Source organism: Shewanella sp. NKUCC05_KAH (genome assembly GCF_019345585.1).
GTDB lineage: Bacteria > Pseudomonadota > Gammaproteobacteria > Enterobacterales > Shewanellaceae > Shewanella > Shewanella oncorhynchi.
This window is the reverse complement of sequence record NZ_JAHKQZ010000009.1, coordinates 116,267-143,163: the sequence shown is the minus strand read 5'-3', so window position 1 is coordinate 143,163 and position 26,897 is coordinate 116,267. Positions and strand designations below refer to the sequence as shown.

Sequence of the window (26,897 nt, the reverse complement as noted above, 5' to 3'; positions counted from 1 at the left end):
GCCTACTAGCTTCATGCCAATTCAGTCATAATTAAGCCTTTCCATTTAACCTGAACCTATGTGTCAACGCTGCCATTTGGGCTAGCTTAACTCCTAGGTTGAAGCTCACTCTATCTCTAATGTTGACCGTTGAATATCAACGATAACAACGACTGACATTGTGAATTCAATCCCACCGAATTTGAGGAAACTATGATTAAACAATTAGCCTTGGCTGTAACCTTAGCGATTGCACCATTGAGCACCTTTGCCGCCAATTTTGTTGAAGGCACACATTACACTCAAATCTCGACCAAAGCGCCTAGCAGCGAACCAAAACTCACTGAATTCTATTCATTTTATTGCCATAACTGCTTCAATATGGAAACCAACTATTTGCCTGATATCAAGGCGAACCTCAACAAACAGATAAGTTTCGACAATAAGCATGTCGACTTTATGAATAGCGACATTGGCACCGAAGTGATGCGTTCATTAGCCGTGATCCAAAGCGTTGATAACAAAGACGCCTTAACCCATGCCATGTTTACCGCAATCCAAGGTGCTGAGGGCGCAAACGGCCACGATCACAGTGCACCAGGCCATCAGCACGAGCCGCAAATTAACAGCCGTGATGACATCAAAAAAGTCTTCGCCCAATTTGATGTCGATGCTGCTAAATACGATGAATTAGCCGATAGCAAAAGCACTAATGAAAAGCTTTCCCTGTGGCGCACCCAGCAGAATGAATTCAAAATCGACAGCGTACCCGCCTTTATCGTGAACGATAAATATGCGGTAAATTTAAACAGCATCAAAACCTTAGATGAGTTAATTGGGTTAATTAACTACCTTGCTGTTGAGAAAGATGCCGCCCCCGCTAAAACCTCATCGGGTGGCAGTCTAAGCTGGTTATTTCTAGTCTTCGCCGCCGCAATTGGTGTGACCCGTCAGCAACGTCTTAGCTAATTCAAAACAATCGTTGGAATAAAAAAATGGCCTCCAAATTAGGAGGCCATTTTTATGCGTGTTCAATCCAAGTGATTGGTATAAGCGCTCAATATGGGTTCTGAAGTTTATTGCCGAATAAAATCAAGAATATGGCTCGCAGCCAAGACGAGATGTAGGATCAAGAAACCAATAAAAGCCTGCGCAAAGACTTGATGATAACCACGCCATGCCAGTGCTGTTGGCGTCCCTTGAACAACAAACCAAACTAGGCCCGTAACCCCTGTAGCCACTAGCAACAGCATGCCGATACCTTCTATGGCACTAAACAGCCCTTTGCCACCAGCGACGGGGAATTTGCCTTTAGCAAGTCCAACAATATCTTGCTTTAACTGTGCACAATCGCCCGCCAACCAGCCAAAGTATTGGTGCCACTTGCCACGCAAGGTATTACTGAGTAAAAAAAGAATCCCAAGCACAGTGCACGCTAAACCTAAATATACATGCAAATAATCCCAAAAACTGGCGTTATCGGGTATCCGTCGGCCCATAAAAATCCACGGACTGGCACACACGAGTAGGCTCGTCGACACGACAATCCACACATGCAGTTGCGCCATAATGACTCGGCATAAGGAGCGAAGTTTAGTCATCATACTGATCATATTTAATGCTCCTTTGCCCTCGTGACTAAGGCATACATACCGCTTTCAGGGCGCGAATAGAATAGGGCTAAATGAAGCACCGAAATTTGATATCAAGCTTAAGCGTTGTGGATCTGCTCACCAAACTCAGTCACTTTCTGCCAATCCGTGTATTCAACATTGGTAACAGGGTCCGTAGGTCCTTTCGTTAACCACATGATGAAACGGATAATATTTCTATCTAAAGCGTTATAGCCTTGGTAATTCAAGTTACCCCCAAAAACGCGCAGCAATTGTGGCCGCCAAGTGGTTTTACTTAAAAATGCCTGCATGTAAGGATTGGTCTCTGGGGTGTTTTTCTCGGGTTTACGTGCCACTAAGCTGACAGAGAAAAAACCACTGACCTTATCCGTCAATACGGCTTGATGCTTTTCAATAAACTCGTACAAACTTGGGTTATGTTTACCATGGCGAATACTGGCGCCTATGATGATTTTGTCGAACTCAGTGAGCACTGGAGCGGCCTTGATATCGGCAGTAACCACTTCATTACCCAAAGCCATTAACTGCTGTGCGAGCTTTTTAGCAATCTTTTGGGTCTGGCCGTGAACACTAGAGTAAATGATAAGAATTCTTTTCAATTTAGCCTCGATTAATCCCAAGCAAAATAACAATAAGCGGCCTAGAAAAGACGGTGCAGGCGACTTAATTTCGACTCTCTATGCCCGTTTGGCATATCAAATGACATCACAACGCTCAGACTAAATGCGCTAAAAGTAGCAATGGACACCCAGAGTCATTGGCATTCCAGTGGAATTTAACTTGGTATGCAAAAGTAAAATGACAATTATGATATTTCATACTAGGTGATTTACCCGCCAATTTACATGAAATAGATCACGGGCTTAGCGCCAAACACCCCAAGTATATGCGGTAGTTTTAACTGCCTCACAAAAATAACGCCTTAGGTATATTCTCGCTTTAGCGTCTTTGTAACCTAGAGAGTTAATTCGCCTAAACATTGTTACAAAATTGAAAGGGATAAGTCACACCTTATATAGCCAACCTAAGAAAAAAGCATTAGCATTTGAACACTTATCGCCTGAGTCCCTTATCCATGAAAGCTATTCAAGCAAAAGATCCTAAAGCACTCTTGCTGTGGATGACCTTTGTTATGTCACTCGTGTTTGCCGTTTGGCAGGCATTGCTCAACAACTTCGTGATTGAGAAAGCCCAATTCACTGGTGCTGAAATCGGCATGTTACAAAGCCTGCGCGAAATCCCCGGCTTCTTGGCTTTTACGGCGATTTTTGTGCTGCTGCTCATTCGAGAACAAGCCTTCGCCCTGCTCTCGCTCGCCATTTTATGTATCGGCGTAGCGGTAACAGGTTTCTTTCCTCAGGTCATAGGCCTATATCTAACGACTGTGTTGATGTCTGTCGGATTTCACTATTTTGAAACCATCAACCAATCGCTAACGCTGCAATGGGTCGATAAAAAAGACGCGGCTGGCTTTATGGGTAAAGCACTGGCGTGGCGTTCGGCGGCCGCTTTAGTCGGTTATGCCAGCATTTGGCTAGTAATGACTTGGTTGAAGCTAGACTACCTGCAGATGTATTTGATTATAGGCGTATTAGGTCTCGTCATTGTGCTAACCATAACATGGTATTACCCCAAGTTTGAGACAACGGAAATACAACACAAAAAAATCATACTGCGTAAACGCTATTGGCTCTATTACCTGCTCACCTTTTTTTCAGGTGCAAGGCGGCAAATCTTTATGGTATTTGCGGGCTTTATGATGGTTGAAAAGTTTGGTTATAGCGTCAGTGAAATCACTGCGCTGTTCTTAATCAACTATGCCGTTAATCTACTGTTTGCGCCTGCTATTGGTCGTTTGATTGGACGTATTGGTGAGCGTAATGCGCTTACTGTGGAATATATCGGACTCATCTTAGTCTTTATCTGCTATGCCCTAGTCGAACAAGCCAATATGGCGGCAGCACTCTACGTTATCGATCATTTACTTTTTGCGATGGCAATTGCGATGAAAACCTATTTTCAAAAAATCGCCGACAGCAAAGATATTGCCGCCACTATGTCAGTCAGTTTCACCATAAACCACATAGCGGCTGTGATTATTCCTGTGCTTTTGGGCTTATTATGGTTAACCGATCCCGCCTTTGTATTTTACATAGGGGCGGGCTTTGCCGTATGTTCGTTACTGCTAGCGCTGAATGTTCCGCGCCATCCTGAACCGGGTAATGAAACCTTATGGTCTTGGCCAACTAAAAGTGCGAAATCAATCGCTAAAGTCGTTAAATAAAACGGCATAATAACGAACCAAAGAATTGGCTTAACGAGATGCTCAAACTAAAGAGATGATCATCTAAAGTAAGCTACAACCGAATGTAAGAGTTCACTAAACCCTCACCTCAACCACAGTGCAGGCTCAAGGATTAATAACGCGATGAAGGATTCAGATATTTTACTGTTGGCAGAAGAAGGCGAGTCAGCATCCGAGGTATCCGCTCGCAAAAAAGCCCTGCTACTCGGTCGCCAATTAGGGCTCGCCAGTGAGCAAGAATATCGCCCTGCGAACGCCTCAATAGCCGAGCGAGCTCAACATAGAGCACGCAAGTTATCGAGCGAATATCAGGCCAATGTGGAAACCATTTTTGCCTTAGCCCTCAGTTATACCCACTCAGATGTCACTGGGGTCGATCTTGATCCCGATTGGAGCCATCAATTTTTCTTGATGGCGGAACAAATCCATAACCGCAAGATGCAAGATTTATGGGCTCGGATATTGTCGAGCGAGATAGTCAATCCGGGCAACTTCAGTCTACGTACCCTAGCGCTGCTCAAGCAACTGACTCACAGGGAAGCACAAATTCTTGAAAAAGCCCTTGGCATGGCGGCTAAGGTGAATAACGAGCAGCGCCTAAAACTCATCAGTGGCTACCGCTTGTCGGGTGGGATTGGCCAGTATTTCCGTAAAACCACCTCAGTCAATTTAGGCTTATCCCAGTTTGGGCTACCTTATTCCAGTATTCTGACCTTAGTCGATGCGGGAATACTTCACAGCAGTGAGTTCGAAACCGGCCTACTCAATAACAAAACACCGATTCAATTTGCCCTGCAAGGCATACAAATGAAGCTTACGCCCAAGAGCGGTAATCTGCTTTTTAGTTATTATCGCTTAACACCGATTGGTGATGAACTCGCCCAACTAGTACAGCCTAAGCCGGATCAAGAATACTTGAAGGCTCTACAGCTCTTGTTTGCTAAAGACTTTAAAATAGAATAATGCTCACGCCATAAAAAATTATGAATCAATGGTATAAGCAGTAAAACCCAGAAATAACAAAGGAGCCTAAAGGCTCCTTTTAAGCAAGATAAGGGCTAAATGTTAAGCTAGCGCTTTTGCCTTATCGGCATTAATAACATTGATCGCCGTTAAATAATCGATTAATGCACGCACTTGTGTCACTAAATCGCCTTTGCTGGTATCTATGGTTAACTCAGCGGCTAATGGCGCTTCATAGGGTGATGAAATACCAGTGAAATTGCTAATTTCGCCACTGCGCGCTTTCACATACAACCCCTTAGGGTCACGCTGCTCGCACACACTCAAAGGCGTCGCTACATGCACTTCAATAAACTGCCCCGCAGGAAAACGGGCACGAATACCATCACGTTCTTCACGGGTCGGGGAAATAAAGGCCGATAACACCACAAGCCCCGCATCCACCATCAATTTAGCCACTTCACCCACACGACGCAGGTTCTCATCACGGTCTTCAACCGTAAACCCTAAATCTTTACACAGGCCATGGCGCACATTATCGCCATCGAGCAAATAAGTGTGGAATCCCGCCTCAAATAACGCCCGCTCTAGTGCACCCGCCAATGTTGACTTGCCCGCGCCAGAAAGTCCGGTAAACCAAAGTAGTACTGGGTTTTGGCCTTTCTGCTCGGCTCTGGCGGCTTGGTCTACAGGATGTTGATGCCACACGATATTTGTCATAAAAACTCCTCAATCCCCATGTTGACTAACCGCTAACATAAGGGCAATAAACTCAAGCTAATCACTAAAATGGAAAGATGATCGGCACCATAAATATCACTATCAGGGAATACAGCACAGATAACGGCAATCCAAGGCGGACAAAGTCACTGAAGCGATAATTACCCGCATTAAATACCATCAAATTGGTCTGATAGCCGTAGGGTGAAATAAAGCTCGCACTGGCACCAAAGACAACGGCCATAATAAAGGGCCTTGCATCGACACCGTAATTAAGTGCAATCGCGTAAGCGATAGGGAACGCCAGCGCCGCCGCTGCGTTATTGGTCACCAGTTCAGTCAGCAATAAAGTCATTAAATACACGCCGACAAAAGCGCCAAATACCCCATAACCGTTAATAACTGAGAGTAATCCTTGGGCTAAACTGTTCGCAAGGCCTGTACTCATCATCAAGTTGGCAAGCCCTAATGCACTCCCCACGATCACCACTAATTCCAATGGGAAACGGCGTTTAAGCTCAGCCAGTGTGACTGCGCCTATGGCAAAATAACTGAGCAGCAATATCACTAAACCTTTAGCCAAGGGTAATATGCCAGTGACACTCAGGATGATCGTTGCCGCAAAGCCCAGCAATACCCAACGACCACGACGACTGTCTAGACGCACATTCAAATCTAAGCCACTGATCGCTGCAAACTCTGAACTCAGCTTTGCGCTATTGCTAAAACCATCACCTGGCGTCAATAACAACACATCACCGGGTTGCAGAATAATGTCACCGAGTCCACCCTTCAGCGGATGATTTCCGCGGCGAATGGCCATCACAGCCGCATCAAATAGCTCACGAAAACGCGATGCTTTCAATGAACTGCCCACTAAACTGGACGACGGTGCGAGTACAGCTTCAACTAAATTTTGTCCTTTGGCTTGATGTTTACCAAACCAATCTAAACCATCGAATTGGTGCAATAACTCAACCGATTCCACCGCGCCACTAAAGCGCAGCACATCGTCCGCTTGCAACACTAACTGGGGCGGCACAGGGCAAATACAAATGCCACTGCGTTCTAATTCAACCAGATATAACTTTTTTAGTGCCCTAAGTTTGTTATCCACCACACTGCGACCGACCAAGGACGAACCTTTCGCCACATGGGCTTCGAGCAAATATGGCAGCGCTTCTTCACCTGATTCTTCCCGTCTGTCGGGCAGAATGTTCGCCAGTAAGGTCAGTAACAAAATGCCTGCGACGACGATCACCACTGCAACTGGCGTAAACTCGAAGAAGCCTAAGGCGGGTAAGCCGGCGTTTTCTACAAAGGAGTTCACAATCAAGTTGGTCGAGGTACCAATCAGGGTCAGTGTGCCACCTAAAATTGCCGCATAATTTAACGGCAATAATAACTTAGCCGGCGCGTGTGCCTGATTGCGGCGCACAACACCAATCAGTGATGCCACGACCGCAGTGTTATTAGTAAATGACGACAGTAAAGCCGTCGAAAAACCGAGCTTTGCCATTGTCATAGGCAAAGAACTATTGCCTATGACTTGACTCAACTTCCCCAGCAGGGACGTTTTTTCTAACGCCGTCGCGGCCAACACCAGCAGGACCAGCGTGACTAAGCCAATATTGGTAAAGCTTGTTAATGCGGTATCGAGCGCAACCATGCCAAGCAAATAACAGAGCAAAAATGCAAATAAAAACAATACCGCTGGATTGATACGGCCGCTAATTAAGCCAGCCACAAGCCCTATCAAAATAATCGCTAATAGCCACAAGTCACTCACAAATTAAGCTCCAAGCTTAGTGATATCTATCGCTTGCCAATGGGGGAAGTGTTTACGCACTAAGGCATTAAACTCGACTTCAAAGGCACTAAATTGCGATGCAGTTTGTTTGTTAACGTGTTGACCCGACACCACCATCACAGCGGCAACCGTCGCATTGCTCAGGCGATCAATTAAGATCATTCCGCCCGTATCACGCACTAACGAATATGCATCAAACACTATGTCTTCGGTCAGCTCTAAGGTCACACGCGCAATCGCGTTTAACCCAAGCGTATCCGTCGCACTGCGCGCTAAGGTATTAACGTCAACCACATAATCGATAGCAGTCACAGAGGCTTGCGTCTTCTTACCAGCCACTTTGATGTCGTATAACTGACCAAGTTGTAATGGCTTTTCATCCATCCACACTATGTCAGCGCTGATCACGTTAGCGACGGCAGGTGCAGAATCCGGTTTTGCCAGTAAATCGCCACGGGAAATATCAATTTCATCTTCCAGCGTGATAGTCACAGCTTGGCCTGCAACCGCTTCTGGTATGTCACCATCGAAGGTCACAATACGTTCAACCTTGCTGCGTTTGCCCGATGGCAAAGCGACTAACTCGTCGCCAACATTAATGATGCCAGAGGCTAAAGTGCCTGCAAAACCGCGAAAATCTAAGTGAGGGCGCGACACATATTGTACCGGAAAACGCACTGGCAATGAGCTGAGTTCACGTTGAGTATCAATGGTTTCTAGCAGTTCAAGCAGTGTACCGCCTTGATACCATGGGCTTTGGGTGCTGCGCTCAACCACGTTGTCACCATTAAGCGCCGATAACGGCACAAAGTGGATATCGAGATTACCGAAGTCTTTAACAAAATCCGTAAAATCGGCACGAATACGGTTAAATACTTGCTCGTCAAACCCAAGCAAATCCATCTTATTCACGGCCACAACAAAGTGACGAATACCAAGTAATGACGCGATAAACGCATGGCGCTTAGTCTGAGTCTGCACGCCGTAGCGGGCATCGACTAAAATCACCGCTAAATCACAGGTTGATGCACCCGTTGCCATGTTGCGAGTGTACTGCTCATGCCCTGGCGTATCGGCGATGATGAACTTGCGCTTATCACTTGAAAAATAACGATAAGCCACATCGATAGTGATGCCCTGCTCGCGCTCAGCTTGTAGGCCATCCACCAGTAAGGCTAAGTCAATGGCTTCACCTGTGGTGCCCATCTTAGCGCTGTCGCTCTTTAGGCTCGCTAATTGATCTTCATAGATCTGCGCGCTGTCGTGTAACAGACGGCCGATTAAGGTACTTTTACCATCGTCAACACTGCCACAAGTTAAAAAACGCAGTAAGCCTTTGTGTTGCTGCAGGGCTAGATATTCTTTCACACCATGGAGGGTAATTTCTGCCGCCATGAGATTGGTTTTATTGACCGCTTTGTCCATCATATTCTCACTCTTGATCTGCTTGGCTGAAGGTCGCGCTGATTAGCGCCACCTTCGCGAAATAGGGTTAACCCTGTAGAGATTAGAAGTAGCCTTGACGCTTCTTCTGCTCCATAGAGGCACTTTGATCTGAGTCGATCAATCGGCCCTGACGTTCGCTCGAACGGGTTAACAGCATTTCTTCAATAATCTTTTCTAGACTGTCGGCCTCAGAATACATGGCGGCCGTGAGTGGGTAGCAACCTAAGGTTCTAAAACGCACCACTTCTTCTTTAATCTGCTCGCCCTCGGCTAACTTCATCCGCTCGTCATCGGCCATGATTAACTGACCACCGCGCTCAACCACTTGACGTTTAGCAGCAAAGTACAAAGGCACTAACTCAATGTTTTCTTGATAAATATATTGCCAAATATCCAGCTCAGTCCAGTTAGATAATGGGAACACACGAATACTTTCGCCCTTGTTCACTGCGCCGTTATAGGTGCGCCATAATTCTGGACGTTGATTTTTAGGGTCCCATCTGTGGTGGCGGTCGCGGAAGGAATACACACGCTCTTTGGCGCGCGATTTTTCTTCATCGCGGCGAGCCCCACCGAAAGCCGCATCGAAACCATATTGGTTAAGTGCTTGCTTTAAACCTTGGGTTTTCATTATGTCAGTGTGTTTCGCACTGCCATGGTCGAAGGGGTTAATCCCCTGCGCCAACCCTTCTGGGTTAATGTGCGTCAGTAACTCGAAGCCAAATTTCTTTGCCTGCGCATCACGGAACGCGATCATCTCTTTGAATTTCCAACCTGTATCGACATGCAGTAGCGGGAATGGGATCTTGCCTGGATAAAAGGCTTTACGTGCTAAATGCAACATAACGGAAGAATCTTTCCCGATGGAATACAACATCACAGGATTATCGAATTCGGCTGCAACTTCACGAATGATCTGGATGCTCTCAGCTTCCAGTTGTTGTAAGTGGCTTAGTTCACGCCCGGCCATATTATTCTCCGTTACCTTAAATTCGCCGTGTTACCACAGCATGGATTAGCTTAATATTTTTAACTGCTTAATAACTTTAACTGTTTGCAGCTTAGCTTATCGACGCGACGGCCGAGACTCTAACCGATTGAGTCTGTTCATCACTGACCTGAGTCGATTCAATCGCTTCAGGTTTGAACCAATGCAAGGCGTCACTCAGCGTGACGACTTCACCTATGATCATCAAAGCTGGCATTTGTAATTCTGGATCGGCGGCAAGCTGTTCAAGCTCACCTAAACGGCCGATAAAACGACGTTGCTCTTTAGTGGTTGCCTTTGACACTATCGCCACGGGTGTTTCAGGGCTTCGGCCCGCATCGACTAGACCTTGGCGAATAATGCCTGCGTTCAGAATCCCCATATACACGACTAAGGTATTGTTAGGATTAGCATAACCTTGCCAATCCATAGGGCGACTCTCTAACTGACAATGGCCAGTGATAAAAGTGACGCCTTGGGCATGGTCTCTGTGGGTTAGGGGAATTCCCGCATAGGCTGACGTGCCGCTGGCAGCAGTAATGCCGGGAACGACTTCAAACTCAACCCCAGCTTCGACTAAAGTTTGTAACTCTTCGCCCCCGCGGCCGAAAATAAAAGGATCGCCACCTTTAAGGCGCACCACATTTTTACGGGTGTAGGCTTTAGTGACAAGTAACTGATTAATCTCGTCCTGTGCGGCGCTATGCTTGCCCGCACGTTTACCTACGGCAATCTTCTCAGCGTCTTTGGGAATAAGATCGAGGATATCTTGGCTGACTAAAGCGTCGTATAGCACTGCATCAGCAGTTTTAAGGATGCGCCATGCCTTTAACGTCAATAGCTCAACGTCGCCGGGACCTGCACCCACCAGCCAGACTTTGCCTTTGGCCGCTTGGCCCGGTAAAGAGAAAATTTCCATCAGAATCCCCAAGATCACTTTAGTCTGTAGAAATATAGCGCGTCTTATATTCCATAATAAATAGATAATTATTAGTTTTTATATCATTTAGATATAAAAGAATAAGTGACCACTCACTTAAAGTGGGGAAAACCTTAGGTTTCAAAATCAAAAATGCCCCAAACCCAAGTTAACCAATTGAAATAAAATGACTTAATAAGATTAAGCGAATTGCATCAAATTAATTTCTGTCCGCTAAGTGCATGATTTTGGCACTATGTTATTGCCAAAAATTCTACCTAAACATGTCTCTATGGGACTAAAAATGGCTGACTACAAGATTTGTCATTAAGTGACACAGGATTTTTCCATAACCATAAATTCACTTTCTAATGTTAAGCTGGAAATAACTATCTTTGTTGAGTACGACTGACAAATAAATAAACACATCAAGGAGGGCAGATGAAACCACTTTACTCAAGTATTGCATTGGCAGGGCTATTAGCCTGTACGGACATAAATGCCGAAGAATCATTAGTCAAAGGAAGAGTAAAAGATGAACTTGCCACGGCGGATCTACCTTTTGTGATTACGCCACATAAAGTGAATTACCTTTTACCAGTTACCTACAGCCCAGATCCCAACATGGCACCTTTCACCGAAGATGCAATACTCAACCCCTATTCATTAGATGAGTTTGAGGCTAAGTTCCAAATCAGTTTTAAATTTCCTATTTGGTACAATGTGTTTGGTGATAATGGCCATTTATTTTTTGCTTACACCAATCAATCCTATTGGCAGGTTTATAACAAAGACACTTCATCACCTTTTAGGGAAACCAATCACGAGCCTGAAGTCTTTATGCTGTTTAATAACGATTGGAAAATTGGCAGTGTGACCAATTCCTTTTGGGGGTTTGGTGCCGTACATCAATCGAATGGTAAAGCAGGGCCACTTTCCCGCAGTTGGAATCGCCTCTATGCCACTATGATTTTTGATGCAGGCCCACTCGCCTTCTCCACCAAAGTGTGGTGGCGTATTCCTGAAGATGAAAAAACAGATCCATATAAAGCCAGCGGCGACGATAACCCGAATATTGATGACTATATAGGTAAAGCAGAGTTTATTGGCGTTTATGGTATTGATGAACATAGATTCACTTTAACCGTTAAAACGAATCTAGAAGATATCGACAGAGGCTCAGCAGAACTGACTTGGAGTCATCCTATCGTCGGCAACTTACGCTTTTATACTCAATACTTTAATGGTTATGGCGAAAGCCTAATCGATTACAACTATCACAATCAACGTATTGGTATCGGAATTTCACTCAACGATATTCTTTAAGAAAGATATACCCACTTGATCCCGCTATTTAAGATTGTTTGGGTATATAAAGTGACTAAGTACAAAAATCGACCATAATTTGCTGCTAATCTACCAAACCTGCTGCTAAATTGCTCAGATGGACCTGAGTTTAGGGTTGAGTAGGACGATTTACATTGATCCTAATGGCATTTAAGCCGATAGTCGCACACCTTTTTGTGCCCTGAAGCAGCGCCTTAACATCATGGAGGAATATGAGTTTTAGCTACCGCAGCATAGTCATGCTACTCAGTGTCATTATTTTCGCGAGCTTACTTAAGCTCGCGTTTTTCGCTGTGCCAAAAGATAGCGCTGCACCAGTGCTGAATGCACAAGAGGTACGCCAAGATCTCTATGCCTTATTGGATCAAATCGAGCAACACTCAGCGTTTTATGCCTTAACGGCCGACAAAGCCAACCCGCAGCTTAAATTTATGGCTAGCCTTATTGTTGAACAGTATCAAGATATTACTCCCAATGATCGCTTTGCTGCTGAAGTCACTAAATTACTCAATACCCTCAAAGATCCAGGCGCTCAAGTGCATAACTTCGACGATCAAAGCGGCGATCTCCCGTTAACGCTAAGGCCAGTCAACGACCAATGGTTAGCCTTGGATAACGGTAATAATCCAGTCAACAACGACTTCCCCTTTATCACTCATATCGATGGTTTACCTATGAGCAAATGGGTAGCGACCAGTCAAGCCTACTTACCTGAGCCGGCAAAACAAAGTCAAGAAATGCAGTTACCTTGGCTGAAAAAACTTAACCTACTGCGCGAAGACTTAGGACTCAGCATAAAGCCCTATGTAGTCATTACGCTAATTAATGATGATCTGCAAAGCCAGCAGGTGACTCTCGCCCTGCCAAGCCATAAACCGCAAGTTCAATTAGCAACTATCAGTGAAAAAGACGAGACTCAAGATATTAATGTGCTCGAGTTTATTAACCAATTATCTCAATTTGAGCGCACCGAATTTCAAGACATGCCAAATCAATTAGAGACGGTCAACAATACGACGGTCAAACTTAAGATCAGCGATCTCTACGCCTTTGAATTAGATAAAGAACAACAGCAAGAACTGCTCAAAGGCATGACACATCCCTTACTGATCATTGATTTACGTGATGCCAGTGGCTTTAGTCCGAAATTATTGACTATGCTGTCGCGATATCAAGATGCGGATTTAAATAACACTTTAGCACCTAACGTGATGGGATTTGCGCACTATCGCCGCTCACCAGAGCTGAGAAATGATTATCTACAGCCGCTCAATTTTATGCCTCTGGATGCGTTAGAGTACAGTCCTCCTAGGCTCAAATCTCTCACCCGTAACTTACCCTCTGTCGATAAAGAGAAATTCAGCCCTTGGTATGTTCGCACTAAGCCTGCGGTGGCTCCTGAAGGGCGAAATCGCTTAGCGCTACTCGTGAGTCCCCATTGTCGCCAAGAATGCGAGTGGATTGCCTATCGTACTAAATCTTGGTCTAGGGCAAATTTGATTGGTGAAAAAACCTCAGGCGACTTTGCACGTCAGTATCATTTCAAACTGCCAAACAGTGGATTAAACATAAGATTCAGCAGTTCGTTAACCTATGATGCACAGGGGAGACTCCTGTCCGGTATTGGGACTGAACCGGATATTTTGCTCCCTCAGAACAGTGATATTCAATGGCAAGGGCTCGTTAGTTTAATGCGCTCCGCCAAGCCCAAAGCGCAACTTGTTCTGCCAGCACAGCACACTAAGTTGGCTCAAGCTAAGCTAAATTAAGCCAAAAAAAGAGCCAGCAATCTGCTGGCTCATTTCAAACAAATATGAGTTTACTAACGCATTACTTCTTTTCAGTCGCTTTAGAATTGGCGACTGAACCTATGACCAAGCCTTGCTTATTCACATCGAAGCTCATTTGAACTCGCATGTTGTAATCTTTAAGCATTTGCATTTCTTCAGGGATCGGCTCACCGCTCATTTCTAACAGTGTAAGCACTGGCGTAAACATCTTGCCGTAATCAGCAGACAAGCTGTACATGCCATTAGCTGACAGTTTCTCGCCTGCTAATTTGTTGGCTAAAGCCAAGCCTTTATCACCGCTATACACCACTAAATGTTGGCCTTTAATCGCCAGCATTGGCTTAACACCTAACTCTGGAGGCAACATCAATATTGGAGATAAATCAGTAGCATCGCCGTTATCGGCTAATTGCACTTCAGCCAGCATAGGGGCGAAAGGTTTGACCATATTGAACAACATGGATGGGTTTTCGGCGCTAAGGCTGACTAAAGCATCTAAGCTTTCTAACTTAGGCTCTTGATCTTGTGTGCTCATTTTAAAGTCGAGCAATGAAACGCTCATGCCTTTCACACCGTTAGCCATGCCAGTGAACATGCCTAGCATAGCTGGGCTCTGTTGGCTCAACTCAGCCTGCAACTCTGCCAATGGTGCACAGGTCAGTTGTGGCTTTTGCAGATCATCCCAAATAGCCGTTAATGAAGGGGTAATTTCATTGATATCTAAACCTATACCCATGGAGAAGATAGTGCTGTCGATATCCGCCAGATGCGATGGAATAAAACCACGCATCTTTTGCATTGCCGCAAGAATAGGTTGATTCTTCGTTTCGACAACAAATGAAGCCGCCATATGGCTTTCTTTTTCAGTCACAGAAAACGCCGTTAAACCAGCAACAGTACGCGGCCAGTTAGCGGCAATCGCAGTCAGTTCGGTACGACATTCTGGTGTTCTGATTTGAGCTAATGGATCTTCACCCTCACTTTCATCAGCAAAAAATTGAGTCAGTTGCTTAGCTAGCATATTGCTATCTGCAGAGGTCAATGCCTTTACAATTTCCACATGGTTAATAAAGCTAATGCTGTCATCTTTAAAACCATGGGTCTTAATAATATCTTCTAATATGCCAGAAGCGGCTAATGACTGCGGCGCCTTCTTAATACCAAATGCCATTTCTAATAACTCAGGCTCGGTAATAGAGGTGCTGAAAGTCATCGTTAATATGCCATCTTTCTGGGCAAATAGCAGTTCAGCTTTCTCTGCTGAGCTTTCATCCGATAGTGCATAAGCGCGATAATCAACATCGCCCACTTTACGCATTTCGTGGGTTACACCACTGTCTTTTTCGGCTTTATCTAATACAGCCCAAAATGCTTCAGCCTGATTAACATCAATCTTTAATACAGGCAAAGCACCTAAAGTATAAATATAAGGTTTAACTTCATCGGGGAAACCGAAGGTTTTTAACAGTAAGGCAGGATCTTTCATCCCATCCATATACTGCTGATAAATGCTAACGAAGAACTTGCCCATAGGGCTATCCTGCACACCGAGTTCATCAAGCGTGTTACTTGGATATTGCTGATAATTTCCAGAAATAGACTGTAAATACGCTTTTAACGGGAAGGGTTTTAACTGGCCCGAAAATATCGGCGTATCGGCAGGCACATAGTCGAGCAAAGGATTGGCAGAGGCACTAGAACCAGCGCCATTCTGCATATACCAATAACCACCAGCACCTGCTGCAATAATTGCCGCGGCAATCACAATCTTTTTCATTTAAGAAACTCCATTTAATGACATTCAATTTTATGAAAACAATACCTAAAGAACTCACCTTAGGTATTTAAATATTTATCCGCTCTTACATATCCCTTACGCAGATAATGCAAAATCAGAAAACGCAACGACTCAGCCCTACGCAATACAAACCCAGTTTAAAATGCTTAGGCTAAGCGAAACTAAGGTATAAAATTTTCCCGATAATTTAACATTAAACCGACACAGAAGCGAACAGGATAGGAGTTCGCAGCATTAAAAACGCATTAGAATTAACGTTTATTAAACATAACTCCAATCTTATTTCAATTCGGTAATAAAACATCTCAAAGTCATCGACGATTAAGCAAAGAACTCAATGACAAATTAAGCTCATCTCACTCAAACTACCTCACCAGAGCGTCATCGTGCTTCGTGGACTTTTTTAAGCGTGATGTCACCTAGCTGACGCATTTGCTTACGGATCCAAACTGAGCGCTGCTGCACATAGGATGACGGTGGAGACACCTTATAGCGCCAAGGATTGGGTAAAATGGCTGCGAGTAATGAGGCCTCGTATTGGGTGAGTTTTGCCGCTGACTTTCCAAAATAATGCTTTGATGCCGCTTCGGCGCCATAAATGCCTGGGCCAAATTCTACAATATTTAAATACACTTCAAGAATACGCGACTTATCCCAAGTCAACTCCATCAATAACGTAAACCAAGCTTCCAATCCCTTACGAAAGAAACTGCGACTCGACCACATAAAAAGGTTTTTCGCCGCCTGCTGACTTAAGGTACTTGCCCCGCGGACTTTGGTGCCTTTTTGATTGTATTTCAGTGCCGAACTTATCGCGGCTAAATCGAATCCAGTATGCTCAACAAAACGTTGATCTTCCGCAGCAATCACAGCCAATTGTAATTCGGGAGAAATTTGCGCTAAATCGCGCCATTGATGCCTGATCTCACCGATAGGTGCTGGTGGAAATAAGGCACGCTCGATACGCCAAGTCCACATAGGAGGATCGACGAATCGTAGTAGGATCACTAATAAAATTGAGCAAATAAATGCCCAAACTAATCCCTTAAATAACCAAGACAATAAACGACGAAAACCACGCTTTCGTCTCTGAGGTGCTGGGTCACTCGACTTATTAACACTTGGACGCCTGACATGATCTCGCATCGCATATAAAGGGGCCGTCATTTATACCATCTCATCCACACACTCTCATTTCTTGTTTCTCATCTATCCAGTCAAGCCATCCCATTGCAAGGATTCTTTGGCGCAACCTAGGCTTACAGAAAATATTCTAAAGCTTTACGCGAGTTGCAAACTGATCATGCTACGAGAATAAAGGAAACACCAAGGATATCTTACTCGATAATCAAAGATAGGTTGAGAAATAACCATAACAAGAACAAATCACTATTGGAGATTGACTGGGGTCGACTTAACTTGACCTCGGCAGCTTTGACGACAGCTGACCGAGGTAATGATGGCTGATTAACGAGAGCTAGCAAGTCAATCAAACTGCTTGATACTCGCAGGTGCGAGTCAGGTTTTCAACGCTTTCACTGCATCCAATTAAGCCATATCGATACACAGCAAACCCAGCCCATAAATACCGATATACAACAACTTAACCTCATAAAAGACATGAATCATGTCAATTAACGCAGTAAAACGCTTCAAAACCATCTACGGGAACTTCAAAATATAGCGCAGGCTTAACCAATGTGCATAACTCTGTGAGTAAAAATGTACAACATTTTTAGCATTTAAAAATGAATGCAAACTAACTCTATGAATATCAATCTATCTTAGTTAAATGACGCTTAAATCACATCACTTAACTTCCTCGGCAATCCAGAGTATTAAATTCACCCCAAACCCCACCTACCTTAAAATGATAAAAAAAACGCCCCAAACTAAGTTGAGGCGTTTAATATTTAAAATCAATAAAATGACTAGATATCGTAGTGCAAACCACACTCACGTTGTAGGCCATTAAAGCGAGTTTCTTCCTCTGTCATGCCTAATTCGAGTGGTTTACTCGAATGGGTATCCCCCACAGAAACATAGCCTTGGTCCCAAAGTGGATGGTACGGCAAATCAAATTGCGTCAGATAGAGGTGAACATCTTTATTCGACCACTCGATAATCGGCAGTAACTTAAAGCGAGTACCATGAATCGCCAGTATCGGCAACGCCTCACGGGTACTGGCTTGGCTGCGTCTAAGCCCTGCAAACCAAGTGCCGACCTCAAGCTCGGCTAAAGCGCGTTGCATAGGCTCAACTTTGTTTAACCGGTTGTATTGCTCTAGTCCGTTTACCCCTTGCTCCCATAACTGGCCAAAGCGCGCCTCTTGCCATGCCGATGTCATCACTGCTTGGTACACTTTTAAATTCAGTGATAAACGCTCTGTCAGCTCGTCGATAAACTGATAAGTCTCAGAGAATAAATAACCCGTATCCGTGAGAATAACCGGAATATTCGCCTGTGCCTGACTCATCATATGTAGCATTACAGCGGCTTGGATCCCAAAGCTTGAGGACAGCGCATGATTACCGGGCAAATAAGTTAAGCCCCATAGAACTCGCTCTTGTGCGCTTAATCCACCTAAGAACTGATTAATACGTTCAAGCTCTATCGCTTGCTCTGCCTTAGGCGCACTCAATAATGCCTTGAGTTCGGCAGCGCTGACCACAGTCGGCACTTTATCACTGGTTTTTTGCTCAATATCAGCCATGAAAATCCTTAGCGGCATCGATCACCGCCTTCACTACACCCACGCGGACGGTGAAGTTACCAAAGGTTTCGCCTGCATCACGCTCTACGGCGTAGCGGCCAAACAGGGTATCCAATTCGGCGAGAATGTCCGCCTCTTGGATATTTTCTCTGTGCATTTTGTTCAAACGAGTCCCTTCAAAACTTGCACCTAAGTACAAGTTATAACGGCCCGGCGCTTTACCCACAAGGCCAATTTCAGCGGCAAATGGGCGAGCACAACCGTTAGGACAACCCGTCATACGCACGACAATCGCTTGCTCGCTAATGCCGTGTTTTGCCTGCAGCGCATCGATATGATCGATAAACTCAGGGAAATAACGCTCGGCTTCCGCCATCGCTAATGGGCATGTCGGCAACGCCACACAGGCAATCGAGTGACCGCGGGTTTGCGTCAACACTTGGCCCAGCAGACCATGTTTACGGGCTAAACCTTCAATGGTAGCTTTATCTTCAGCTGCGACGCCTGCGATGATCATGTTTTGATTCGAGGTCATGCGGAAATCGCCCTTGTGGATCTTAGCAATTTCACGCAGCCCCGTTTGCAGGGTTTGGCCTGGTAAATCTTTAATACGACCGCTTTCGATAAATAAGGTTAAATGCCACTTACCGTCAACGCCTTCGACCCAACCATAACGATCGCCGCGATCGCCAATCACTACATCACGTTTAGGTTCAAATTTCACCCCAGCACGTACTTCAACTTCGGCTTTAAATTTCTCATAGCCGTGGTCAACGATTGTGTATTTAAGGCGCGAGCGTTTACGATTAGAGCGATTACCCCAGTCGCGTTGCACTGTCATCACAGCTTCGGCAAACTTCATCACGTCTTCAGTTTTGATAAAACCAAAGTCGTCCGCTAGGCGGGGAAAGGTTTCTACTTCGCCGTGGGTCGAGCCCATGCCGCCGCCCGCGGTTAAGTTAAAGCCAACCAACTCGCCATTTTCGGCAACAGCAATAAAGCCTAAATCGTTAGTGTAAACGTCAACATCGTTATCGGGAGGAACCGCAACCGCCATTTTGAACTTACGTGGCAGATAGGTTTTGCCATACACAGGTTCGACGATTTCATCTTCGGTCGAAAGTAACTTTTCTTCATCTAACCAGATTTCGGCGTAGGCGCGAGTATGTGGTAATAGATGATCAGACAGTTGTTTCGCCACCGCATAGGCTTGCTCGTGCAGTTTCGATTCCACCGGATTGGGGTTACACATCACGTTACGGTTAACGTCACCACAAGCGGCAATCGAATCCAGCGCTTCACGATCTAAGTCTTGAATAATGGTCTTCAAGTTACGCTTAGGAATACCGTGGTATTGGAAGGTTTGGCGGGTCGTCAAACGAATACTGTTCGAGCTGGTGAGCGTCGAGGCAATTTTGTCCACGCCTAACCATTGCTGTGGAGAACAAATACCGCCAGGTACACGGGCGCGTAACATAAAACTATATAAAGGTTCGAGTTTTTGCTCTTTACGTTCGTTACGTAAATCGCGGTCATCCTGCTGATAGAAGCCATGGAATTTGATCAGCTGCTGATCGCCGTCACTGAAACTGCCAGTCACAGAAGAATCTAAACCTTCTTTGATGGTCCCGCGCAGGTAATCACTGTCGGTCTTTAGGTATTCGTTTAACGCTAACTTTTGCTCACTCATGGCAACTGCCTCTTAAAATTGGGTTCGCTGGCTGCACAGGTCATCACGTGTGCAGCTTTGGCTATTCTTATGCGTTTCTTATCTGCGCAACGGTTGAGATTAATACACGTCTTTTTGGTAACGTTTATCGCTGCGCAGGGTTTCAAAATAGGCTTCGGCAGCTTCGGTATTCAAACCACCGACTTCGACTGCCACCTCAATCAAGGCTTGGTGAACATCTTTGGCCATACGTTCAGCATCACCACAAATATAAAGATGCGCGCCATTTTGCAACCATTGCCACAGGGCTTGGCCTTGCTCTTTAATGCGGTGCTGCACATAAATCTTATGGGCTTGATCGCGTGAGAACGCCACGTCGATACGGCTGAGATCGCCATTTTTCAAATACTGTTGCCACTCAGTTTGATACAAGAAATCCTGCTCAAAGTGTGGATTGCCGAAGAATAACCAGCTATCGCCTTGAATACCTTGGGCTACGCGCTCCTGCATAAAGGCACGGAACGGCGCAACACCGGTACCAGGGCCCACCATGATCACCGGTGTTTCTGGATTTTCGGGTAAACGGAAATGCTTGTTCGACTCAACATAAACCTTAACTTGCGTGCCTTCCTGCGCAGACGCTAAGAAGTGTGACGCGCCGCCAAAACGTGCTGAGCCGTGGCGCTCATCTTCCACTAAGGCCACAGTTAAGTGGACTTCTGTTTCAACTTCGCTTTGACTTGAGGCGATAGAGTAAAGTCTTGGCGTTAATGGACGCAGTAGCTCAAGCAGTTTTGCTGCATTTAAGGTTACTGAGTTGTTTGATAACGGATACTGAGTGACTAAATCGGCAAATTGATGCTTAAGGATAAAGTGGCGCACTTGTTCTTTATCTTCGCTCAATGCCAGCAGTTCAGCGCTGCCGCTCAATTCGGCCCAGGCTTTGACTAATCCAGGATACAACTGAGTCAGCTCTTTCTTCTCAAGCAAAGCTTGCTTAAGGGACAAGGATTCTGTGCCTAGGGTTACTAACTCATCAGCGACCAATGACAGGCCTGCTAAGACTTCATCGACTAACACTTCGTTATTACTAAACCATACACCGAGGGCATCACCCGCTTGATAGGTTAACCCTGAGTCGCCAAGGTCAATTTCAACATGGCGCACGTCTCGGTCTGATCCACGGCCGGTAATTTTCTGGCTCACAAGCACTTCGGCGCTATAGGGGTTTTGCTTAGTAAATTCACTTTCGCCAATCGCTTTAGCGGTGCCGATGGATACCACACTGGCGGACGAGGTTTCGATTAGCGGCTTAACGGCCTCTAATACATCGGCGTGCCACTGGCCCGCGGCAGCTTCATAATCCACATCACATTCAATTAAAGGTAATAGTGATTTAGCACCGAGTGCCGCTAGGCGGGCATCGAAGTCTTTACCGGTTTGGCAGAAAAATTCATAGCTAGAATCCCCCAGCGCAAGCACAGAGTAATGTAGATTGTCTAACTTAGGGGCACGTTTCGATGCTAAAAACTTGTGTAATTCAATCGCATCATCCGGCGCTTCACCTTCACCATGGGTGCTGACCACCAATAAAAGCACAGCTTCTTGCTTTAATTGGCGAACATTGTATTCGCCCATTGAAGCCAGATTGACCGCATAACCTTGCGCTTGCGCCTTATCGGCGAGCGCTTTGGCGACACCACGGCCATTACCCGTTTGGCTGCCATAGAGGATAGTCACAGTTTGAGCCGTTTGCGCCTGTGCGGCAGGCGCTAATTGGCCCGCATTGGCTGTGGCAGCAAGATAGCCACTCACCCAGGCCAATTGCACAGCACTTAACTCAGAAGTGAGTTGTTTTAGCTTATCGACTTGTCCTTGAGACAATGGCGAAGCCAGCGATGAAAGTTCTTTTAACAACATGAGACGGCCCTATGACAGTGTAATGTCCACAAGCTTATCGCGGTTTAAGAAAAGCAAAAAAGAATAAAATAGGATTTTTAATTCCATTTTGGAATATACAAAGTGCAAAATTTAAGCTACAAAAGTGTGCACTGGTTAAAAGTTTTTGATCCGACCAGTGCAGAAACGGCCTGCTTGAGAAATATGCACTTGTGCCAAGCTAAAGTATTGCCACAATGGTCATGAGCCTGTCGAACAAACTATTCTGTTGCCCACAGAATAGTTTGTTTTAAAAACAAAAAGTGTCCATCCTAGATTGAATGCCCTAACTGACTCGAATCACCCGCCGAATAAACGCTGGTGACGACAGATTTTGCAGTTGAGTACGATGAAGGAAGAACAGCAGGCGGAACGATTATATAAACCATCAGGGAGTAGTCATGCAGATTGGAATACCGAGAGAAAGTCTCGCTGGTGAAACTAGGGTCGCCGCGACCCCAGCCACCGTTGAGCAGCTTAAAAAACTCGGCTTTGAAGTTGTTATTGAGGCCAATGCAGGTCAACTGTCAAGTTTCGATGATGCAGCTTTTGAAGCTGCGGGCGCGAAGGTGACATCAAACGTTTGGCAAGCCGATCTGATCTTTAAGGTCAATGCGCCAAGCGACGCCGAAATTGAACAAATCAAAGACGGGGCGACTATCGTCAGCTTTATTTGGCCCGCACAAAACCCTGAGCTGGTTGCGAAGTTAGCTAAACGCAAGATCAACGTGATGGCAATGGACATGGTGCCACGCATCTCCCGCGCCCAGTCACTTGATGCCCTCTCCTCTATGGCAAACATTGGTGGATATCGCGCCGTTGTTGAAGCCGCACATCAATTTGGCCGTTTCTTTACTGGCCAAATTACCGCTGCCGGTAAAGTGCCGCCCGCCAAAGTGTTAGTCATTGGTGCTGGTGTAGCTGGCCTTGCCGCCATTGGCACCGCAGGATCGCTTGGCGCCATAGTGCGCGCCTTCGATACCCGCTTAGAAGTAGCCGAGCAAATCGAATCTATGGGTGGCCAATTCCTTAAACTGGATTTTGGTAACGAGGAAGGTGGCTCATCGGACGGTTATGCTAAAACCATGTCGGATGAATTTATTGCCGCCGAAATGGCACTGTTTGCCGAGCAAGCCAAAGAAGTCGATATCATCATCACCACAGCGCTAATTCCTGGTCGTCCAGCGCCTAAGCTCATCACCAAAGCCATGGTCGATAGCATGAAGAGCGGCTCAGTGATCGTCGATTTAGCCGCTGCGACGGGTGGTAACTGCGAATACACGCAATCGGGTGAGCTGTTTGTTACTCCTAACGGCGTAAAAGTGATTGGTTATACCGACCTTCCCGGTCGTCTACCGGCGCAATCCTCGCAGCTTTACGGCACTAACTTAGTCAACCTGATGAAGTTAATGTGTAAAGAAAAGGACGGCACAGCCAGCATCAACTTTGATGATGTAGTCATGCGCAATATGACAGTGATTAAAGAAGGTGAAGTGACCTTCCCGCCACCACCGATTTCGGTTTCTGCGGCGCCAGCAAAACCAGCGGCGAAAATCGAGCCTAAAAATACCACCCCAAAGGCGCCATCTAAGCTCAAATACGTGCTCGCCGCCTTAGGCGTTGCAGGGTTTGCTGCCGTGGCATCGGTAGCACCACCAGAGTTCCTGTCGCATTTCACAGTATTCTTGCTGTCCTGCGTTGTTGGCTATTACGTGGTATGGAACGTATCCCACTCACTGCATACGCCTTTAATGTCAGTCACTAACGCGATTTCGGGCATTATCGTGGTCGGCGCCCTACTGCAAATCGGTCAGGGTTCAACTTTGGTCACTGTACTGGCGTTTATCGCCGTGCTGATCGCCAGTATTAACATCTTCGGTGGCTTTACCGTCACTCAGCGCATGCTGAAGATGTTCCGTAAGGATTAAGGGGGTTTAACGTGTCTCAAGGACTGGTAACAGCAGCTTACATTATTGCCGCCATTCTCTTCATCTTCAGTCTCGCGGGACTGTCGAAGCAAGAGACGGCAAAACACGGCAATTTATTCGGTATCTTAGGTATGGCAATCGCCCTACTGGCTACCATTTTCAACCCCGATACTAACGGAATTGCGTGGATCTTAATCGCTATGGTGATTGGCGGCGCGATTGGTATCCGTTTAGCACTAAAAGTCGAAATGACTGAAATGCCTGAACTGGTTGCTATATTGCACAGCTTTGTGGGTATGGCCGCGGTATTAGTGGGTTTCAACAGTTTTATCGACTTACACCCACAGGAAGTCTCACAAGTCGTGGTGGCTGTCGGTGGTGATATCAATACGACCCTCGCCGCAGTACAAGATGCGCTAAGTGAAGCGGTGAAGACCGCCAGCAAAGAGCACCTCACTGGCGCTATGCTTAACATTCACTTGGTCGAAGTCTTCCTCGGGATCTTCATTGGTGCGGTGACCTTTACGGGTTCTATCGTTGCCTTTTGTAAGTTACGCGGACTGATTTCATCTAAACCTCTGATGCTGCCACATCGCCACAAGCTGAACCTAGTCGCAGTGCTAGTGTCTTTCGCCCTGTTGGTATACTTCGTACAGACAGGCGGCACTATGCCAGCACTGCTGTTGATGACCTTGATTGCCTTCGCCTTTGGCTGGCATTTAGTGGCATCCATTGGCGGCGCGGATATGCCAGTGGTTGTGTCTATGCTGAACTCCTACTCAGGTTGGGCAGCGGCAGCGGCAGGCTTTATGTTGTCGAACGACCTCTTGATTGTGGTCGGCGCGTTAGTGGGTTCATCGGGTGCTATTCTGTCTTACATCATGTGTAAGGCCATGAATCGCTCGTTTATTTCAGTTATCGCAGGTGGTTTTGGTACAGATGGTGTGGCCTCGACTGCCGATGAAGAAATGGGTGAATACCGTGAAACCAACGCCGAAGATGTGGCGGATATGCTGAAAAATGCCACTTCAGTCATCATCACTCCGGGTTACGGTATGGCAGTGGCGCAGGCGCAATATCCTGTTGCGGAAATCACTCAAAAACTACGTGATCGCGGCGTGAAAGTGCGTTTTGGTATCCATCCAGTTGCAGGTCGATTACCAGGCCATATGAACGTACTGCTCGCTGAAGCGAAAGTCCCCTACGATATCGTGCTCGAAATGGACGAAATCAACGAAGACTTTAAAGACACAGATGTTGTGCTCGTTATCGGCGCCAACGACACGGTTAACCCCGCGGCAATGGAAGATCCAGGCAGTCCAATCGCAGGTATGCCAGTGCTGGAAGTATGGAAAGCGCAAAACGTGATCGGCTTTAAACGTTCGATGAACACAGGTTATGCCGGCGTGCAAAACCCACTGTTCTTCAAAGAAAATACCCAAATGTTGTTTGGGGATGCTAAGGCCAGTGTTGAAGCCATTTTAAAGGCACTTTGAGCTTGATTTAATATCAACAGAGTAAAAATCGTTTAGGCGATAAACACTATTCTAAAGAAATGAAGGGAGCCAATGGCTCCCTTTCTTTTCACATTTTTTTAAGCCTATTAAGCTAGTCTCTGCGCCAATATGATGCGAGGCTTATCTGCCCACAATGCTGATATGCTTAATGTAAGCTAAAACAGTAAGTTAAATCTGAAGCTGGTTTAAGGAAATAATAAATGTTGCTTGGGCTGTTTATCCTGTCTGCCGTATTAATCAAAACCTCATTACTCGGGCTTGGCTGGATATCGATTACCATAGGCCTGAGTGGGTACCTGTTTTGTCGATGGTTTAATATCAATTTAGATATCAAACTGATTGATAAATTTAAACGACTCTTTATCACTGGCGCGGCTCTGCATCTTCTCGTCTATATCGGCTTAATCACTAAGCTTTTCCTTATCGACAGCTTTGAAGACTTGCCCACGTTCCTGATAAGTCACTTAGTCTTCCACCACGCAATCAGTGCCGTGATTGCTGCCGCATTAACCTTCTTGGCGATTCGCATCTATCTACAACAGCAAAAATTAACTCAAGCCTATCGACAGGAATTAAGCTAACTCAACAAGGTTTTGATGACAAATACCGACGTAGAAAATCTGGCTAGATTCATCATTAGCTTAAGTGCCATAAAATAATGGGGGACTAAAGCAGATCATGCAGAAGTGTTGTCAGCAACACTGAATTCATCCATGGATTCAAACATCAGGGATAAGAATAACCCCTGATGTTTGGGGGGAGCTAAGCCAAGATACGTTAGTCGACGGCAATATCGTTATCTTTAAGCTCTTTTGACAAGGTTTCATAATTCGTTTTGAGTTTTGGCAAAGTATCTTCTTTGATTTTACTCAATACATTTTGCAACTGATCCTTACCGTAAGAAACGCTATAGTGACGGGTTTCAATATTGCTAATGATCTTCTCAGACTCTAAATACAAACGACGAATATCAGACAAAATATCACTCGGTGTTTCTAGCGCATTGGCAGAATAGCGCATGTTATCCCAGACAAATAATCCCATCTGCGGATGCATTTTCACTAAACTATTACTACTCACAGTCTCAACTGTGTCAGCGTAATGACTCAAGATTTCAACATTGTCACTCACTTCGTCATATAGGGCATGACGCAGATGATAGTTATTCTGCATATTGCTCAGGGCATCAAATTTAATTGCCTGTGACAACCCTTCTTGCGCGGCTAAATACACGCCAACAACAGTCGCAATGATTATAAAAATCTGACTCACCCAAAAACTGGTTTTGATAAGCTCAGTGTTATCAAGCTTAATGGTGCGTTTAGGCATATCTGCCTCATTAGAGATGGGTGTCATGTCCATATGTTTTATCCTGTCAAATCAAGAGTACAAGGCAATATCACTAACTTAAATCATTATTGAGTGGTCATCC

General features: G+C 45.5%; 21 protein-coding genes. 8 read left to right on the top strand and 13 right to left on the bottom strand.

All coding sequences use genetic code 11. The features are described 5' to 3' along the window. Nucleotides 1–192 precede the first annotated feature (192 nt). Complete coding sequence (locus KO533_RS10295; RefSeq protein ID WP_219254000.1) at nt 193–948, top strand: DsbA family protein; 756 nt, start codon at nt 193–195, stop codon at nt 946–948. 107 nt (nt 949–1,055) lie between these two features. Here KO533_RS10295 and KO533_RS10290 read toward each other — a convergent pair whose 3' ends face one another. Then, nucleotides 1,056–1,583, bottom strand: a complete 528-nt coding sequence (locus KO533_RS10290) for a cytochrome b/b6 domain-containing protein (protein ID WP_219254033.1) — start codon at nt 1,581–1,583, stop codon at nt 1,056–1,058. Nucleotides 1,584–1,690: 107 nt separating this feature from the next. Then, nucleotides 1,691–2,212, bottom strand: a complete 522-nt coding sequence (gene hemG / locus KO533_RS10285; protein WP_113939252.1) for a menaquinone-dependent protoporphyrinogen IX dehydrogenase — start codon at nt 2,210–2,212, stop codon at nt 1,691–1,693. 476 nt (nt 2,213–2,688) lie between these two features. Between hemG and KO533_RS10280 the strand changes: the two genes are divergently transcribed. Further along, nucleotides 2,689–3,897 carry an MFS transporter gene (locus KO533_RS10280; protein ID WP_219253997.1) on the top strand — a complete coding sequence of 403 codons (1,209 nt, stop codon included), beginning with the start codon at nt 2,689–2,691 and terminating at the stop codon, nt 3,895–3,897. Nucleotides 3,898–4,041: 144 nt separating this feature from the next. After that, complete coding sequence (locus KO533_RS10275; protein WP_028761753.1) at nt 4,042–4,881, top strand: TIGR03899 family protein; 840 nt, start codon at nt 4,042–4,044, stop codon at nt 4,879–4,881. Nucleotides 4,882–4,983: 102 nt separating this feature from the next. On the opposite strand, the gene cysC is transcribed toward KO533_RS10275, so the two are convergent. The 5 genes from cysC to cobA form a co-directional block, all read right to left on the bottom strand. Then, nucleotides 4,984–5,601, bottom strand: coding sequence for an adenylyl-sulfate kinase (gene cysC / locus KO533_RS10270; RefSeq protein WP_105251589.1), 618 nt, complete (start codon nt 5,599–5,601; stop codon nt 4,984–4,986). Nucleotides 5,602–5,665: 64 nt separating this feature from the next. Further along, nucleotides 5,666–7,390: an SLC13 family permease gene (locus KO533_RS10265; RefSeq protein WP_219253996.1), complete on the bottom strand. Its 1,725-nt coding sequence runs from the start codon at nt 7,388–7,390 to the stop codon at nt 5,666–5,668. 3 nt (nt 7,391–7,393) lie between these two features. Next, nucleotides 7,394–8,836, bottom strand: a complete 1,443-nt coding sequence (gene cysN, locus KO533_RS10260) for a sulfate adenylyltransferase subunit CysN (protein WP_173248558.1) — start codon at nt 8,834–8,836, stop codon at nt 7,394–7,396. 82 nt (nt 8,837–8,918) lie between these two features. Then, entirely contained in the window at nt 8,919–9,827 is a 909-nt protein-coding gene (cysD, locus tag KO533_RS10255) for a sulfate adenylyltransferase subunit CysD (RefSeq protein WP_168822611.1), read from the bottom strand. A 91-nt stretch (nt 9,828–9,918) separates the two neighbouring features. Further along, entirely contained in the window at nt 9,919–10,764 is an 846-nt protein-coding gene (gene cobA / locus KO533_RS10250; RefSeq protein WP_219253994.1) for a uroporphyrinogen-III C-methyltransferase, read from the bottom strand. Nucleotides 10,765–11,205: 441 nt separating this feature from the next. On the opposite strand from cobA, the gene KO533_RS10245 reads away from it, so the two are divergent. Continuing rightward, entirely contained in the window at nt 11,206–12,090 is an 885-nt protein-coding gene (locus KO533_RS10245; RefSeq protein WP_219253992.1) for a phospholipase A, read from the top strand. A gap of 233 nt (nt 12,091–12,323) precedes the next feature. Further along, nucleotides 12,324–13,880, top strand: a complete 1,557-nt coding sequence (locus KO533_RS10240; protein ID WP_219253990.1) for a S41 family peptidase — start codon at nt 12,324–12,326, stop codon at nt 13,878–13,880. Between the two features lie 61 nt (nt 13,881–13,941). On the opposite strand, the gene KO533_RS10235 is transcribed toward KO533_RS10240, so the two are convergent. From KO533_RS10235 to KO533_RS10215, 5 genes are all read right to left on the bottom strand, one after another. Then, a complete protein-coding gene (locus KO533_RS10235) occupies nt 13,942–15,678 on the bottom strand; it encodes a hypothetical protein (RefSeq protein WP_173496778.1) in 1,737 nt (578 codons plus the stop codon). 402 nt (nt 15,679–16,080) lie between these two features. Continuing rightward, entirely contained in the window at nt 16,081–16,866 is a 786-nt protein-coding gene (mtgA, locus tag KO533_RS10230) for a monofunctional biosynthetic peptidoglycan transglycosylase (RefSeq protein ID WP_219253988.1), read from the bottom strand. 764 nt (nt 16,867–17,630) lie between these two features. After that, on the bottom strand, nt 17,631–18,413 hold the full coding sequence (locus KO533_RS10225) for a phosphoadenylyl-sulfate reductase (RefSeq protein WP_105251580.1): 783 nt from the start codon (nt 18,411–18,413) through the stop codon (nt 17,631–17,633). Beyond that, entirely contained in the window at nt 18,406–20,103 is a 1,698-nt protein-coding gene (gene cysI / locus KO533_RS10220) for an assimilatory sulfite reductase (NADPH) hemoprotein subunit (protein WP_219253985.1), read from the bottom strand. The genes KO533_RS10225 and cysI overlap by 8 nt, the downstream gene beginning before the upstream one ends. A gap of 99 nt (nt 20,104–20,202) precedes the next feature. After that, entirely contained in the window at nt 20,203–22,002 is a 1,800-nt protein-coding gene (locus tag KO533_RS10215; protein WP_219253983.1) for an assimilatory sulfite reductase (NADPH) flavoprotein subunit, read from the bottom strand. A 419-nt stretch (nt 22,003–22,421) separates the two neighbouring features. On the opposite strand from KO533_RS10215, the gene KO533_RS10210 reads away from it, so the two are divergent. The 3 genes from KO533_RS10210 to KO533_RS10200 all read left to right on the top strand — a co-directional run bounded on the left by KO533_RS10210 (nt 22,422) and on the right by KO533_RS10200 (nt 26,046). Next, on the top strand, nt 22,422–23,948 hold the full coding sequence (locus KO533_RS10210) for a Re/Si-specific NAD(P)(+) transhydrogenase subunit alpha (RefSeq protein ID WP_219253981.1): 1,527 nt from the start codon (nt 22,422–22,424) through the stop codon (nt 23,946–23,948). 11 nt (nt 23,949–23,959) lie between these two features. Continuing rightward, the gene (pntB, locus tag KO533_RS10205; protein WP_105251576.1) at nt 23,960–25,444 is read left to right on the top strand and encodes a Re/Si-specific NAD(P)(+) transhydrogenase subunit beta; all 1,485 of its coding nucleotides are present in this window, start codon (nt 23,960–23,962) and stop codon (nt 25,442–25,444) included. Nucleotides 25,445–25,665: 221 nt separating this feature from the next. Then, nucleotides 25,666–26,046: a hypothetical protein gene (locus KO533_RS10200; protein WP_105251574.1), complete on the top strand. Its 381-nt coding sequence runs from the start codon at nt 25,666–25,668 to the stop codon at nt 26,044–26,046. 196 nt (nt 26,047–26,242) lie between these two features. On the opposite strand, the gene KO533_RS10195 is transcribed toward KO533_RS10200, so the two are convergent. Next, nucleotides 26,243–26,827, bottom strand: coding sequence for a hypothetical protein (locus KO533_RS10195; RefSeq protein WP_131524277.1), 585 nt, complete (start codon nt 26,825–26,827; stop codon nt 26,243–26,245). Between the last annotated feature and the right edge of the window lie 70 nt (nt 26,828–26,897).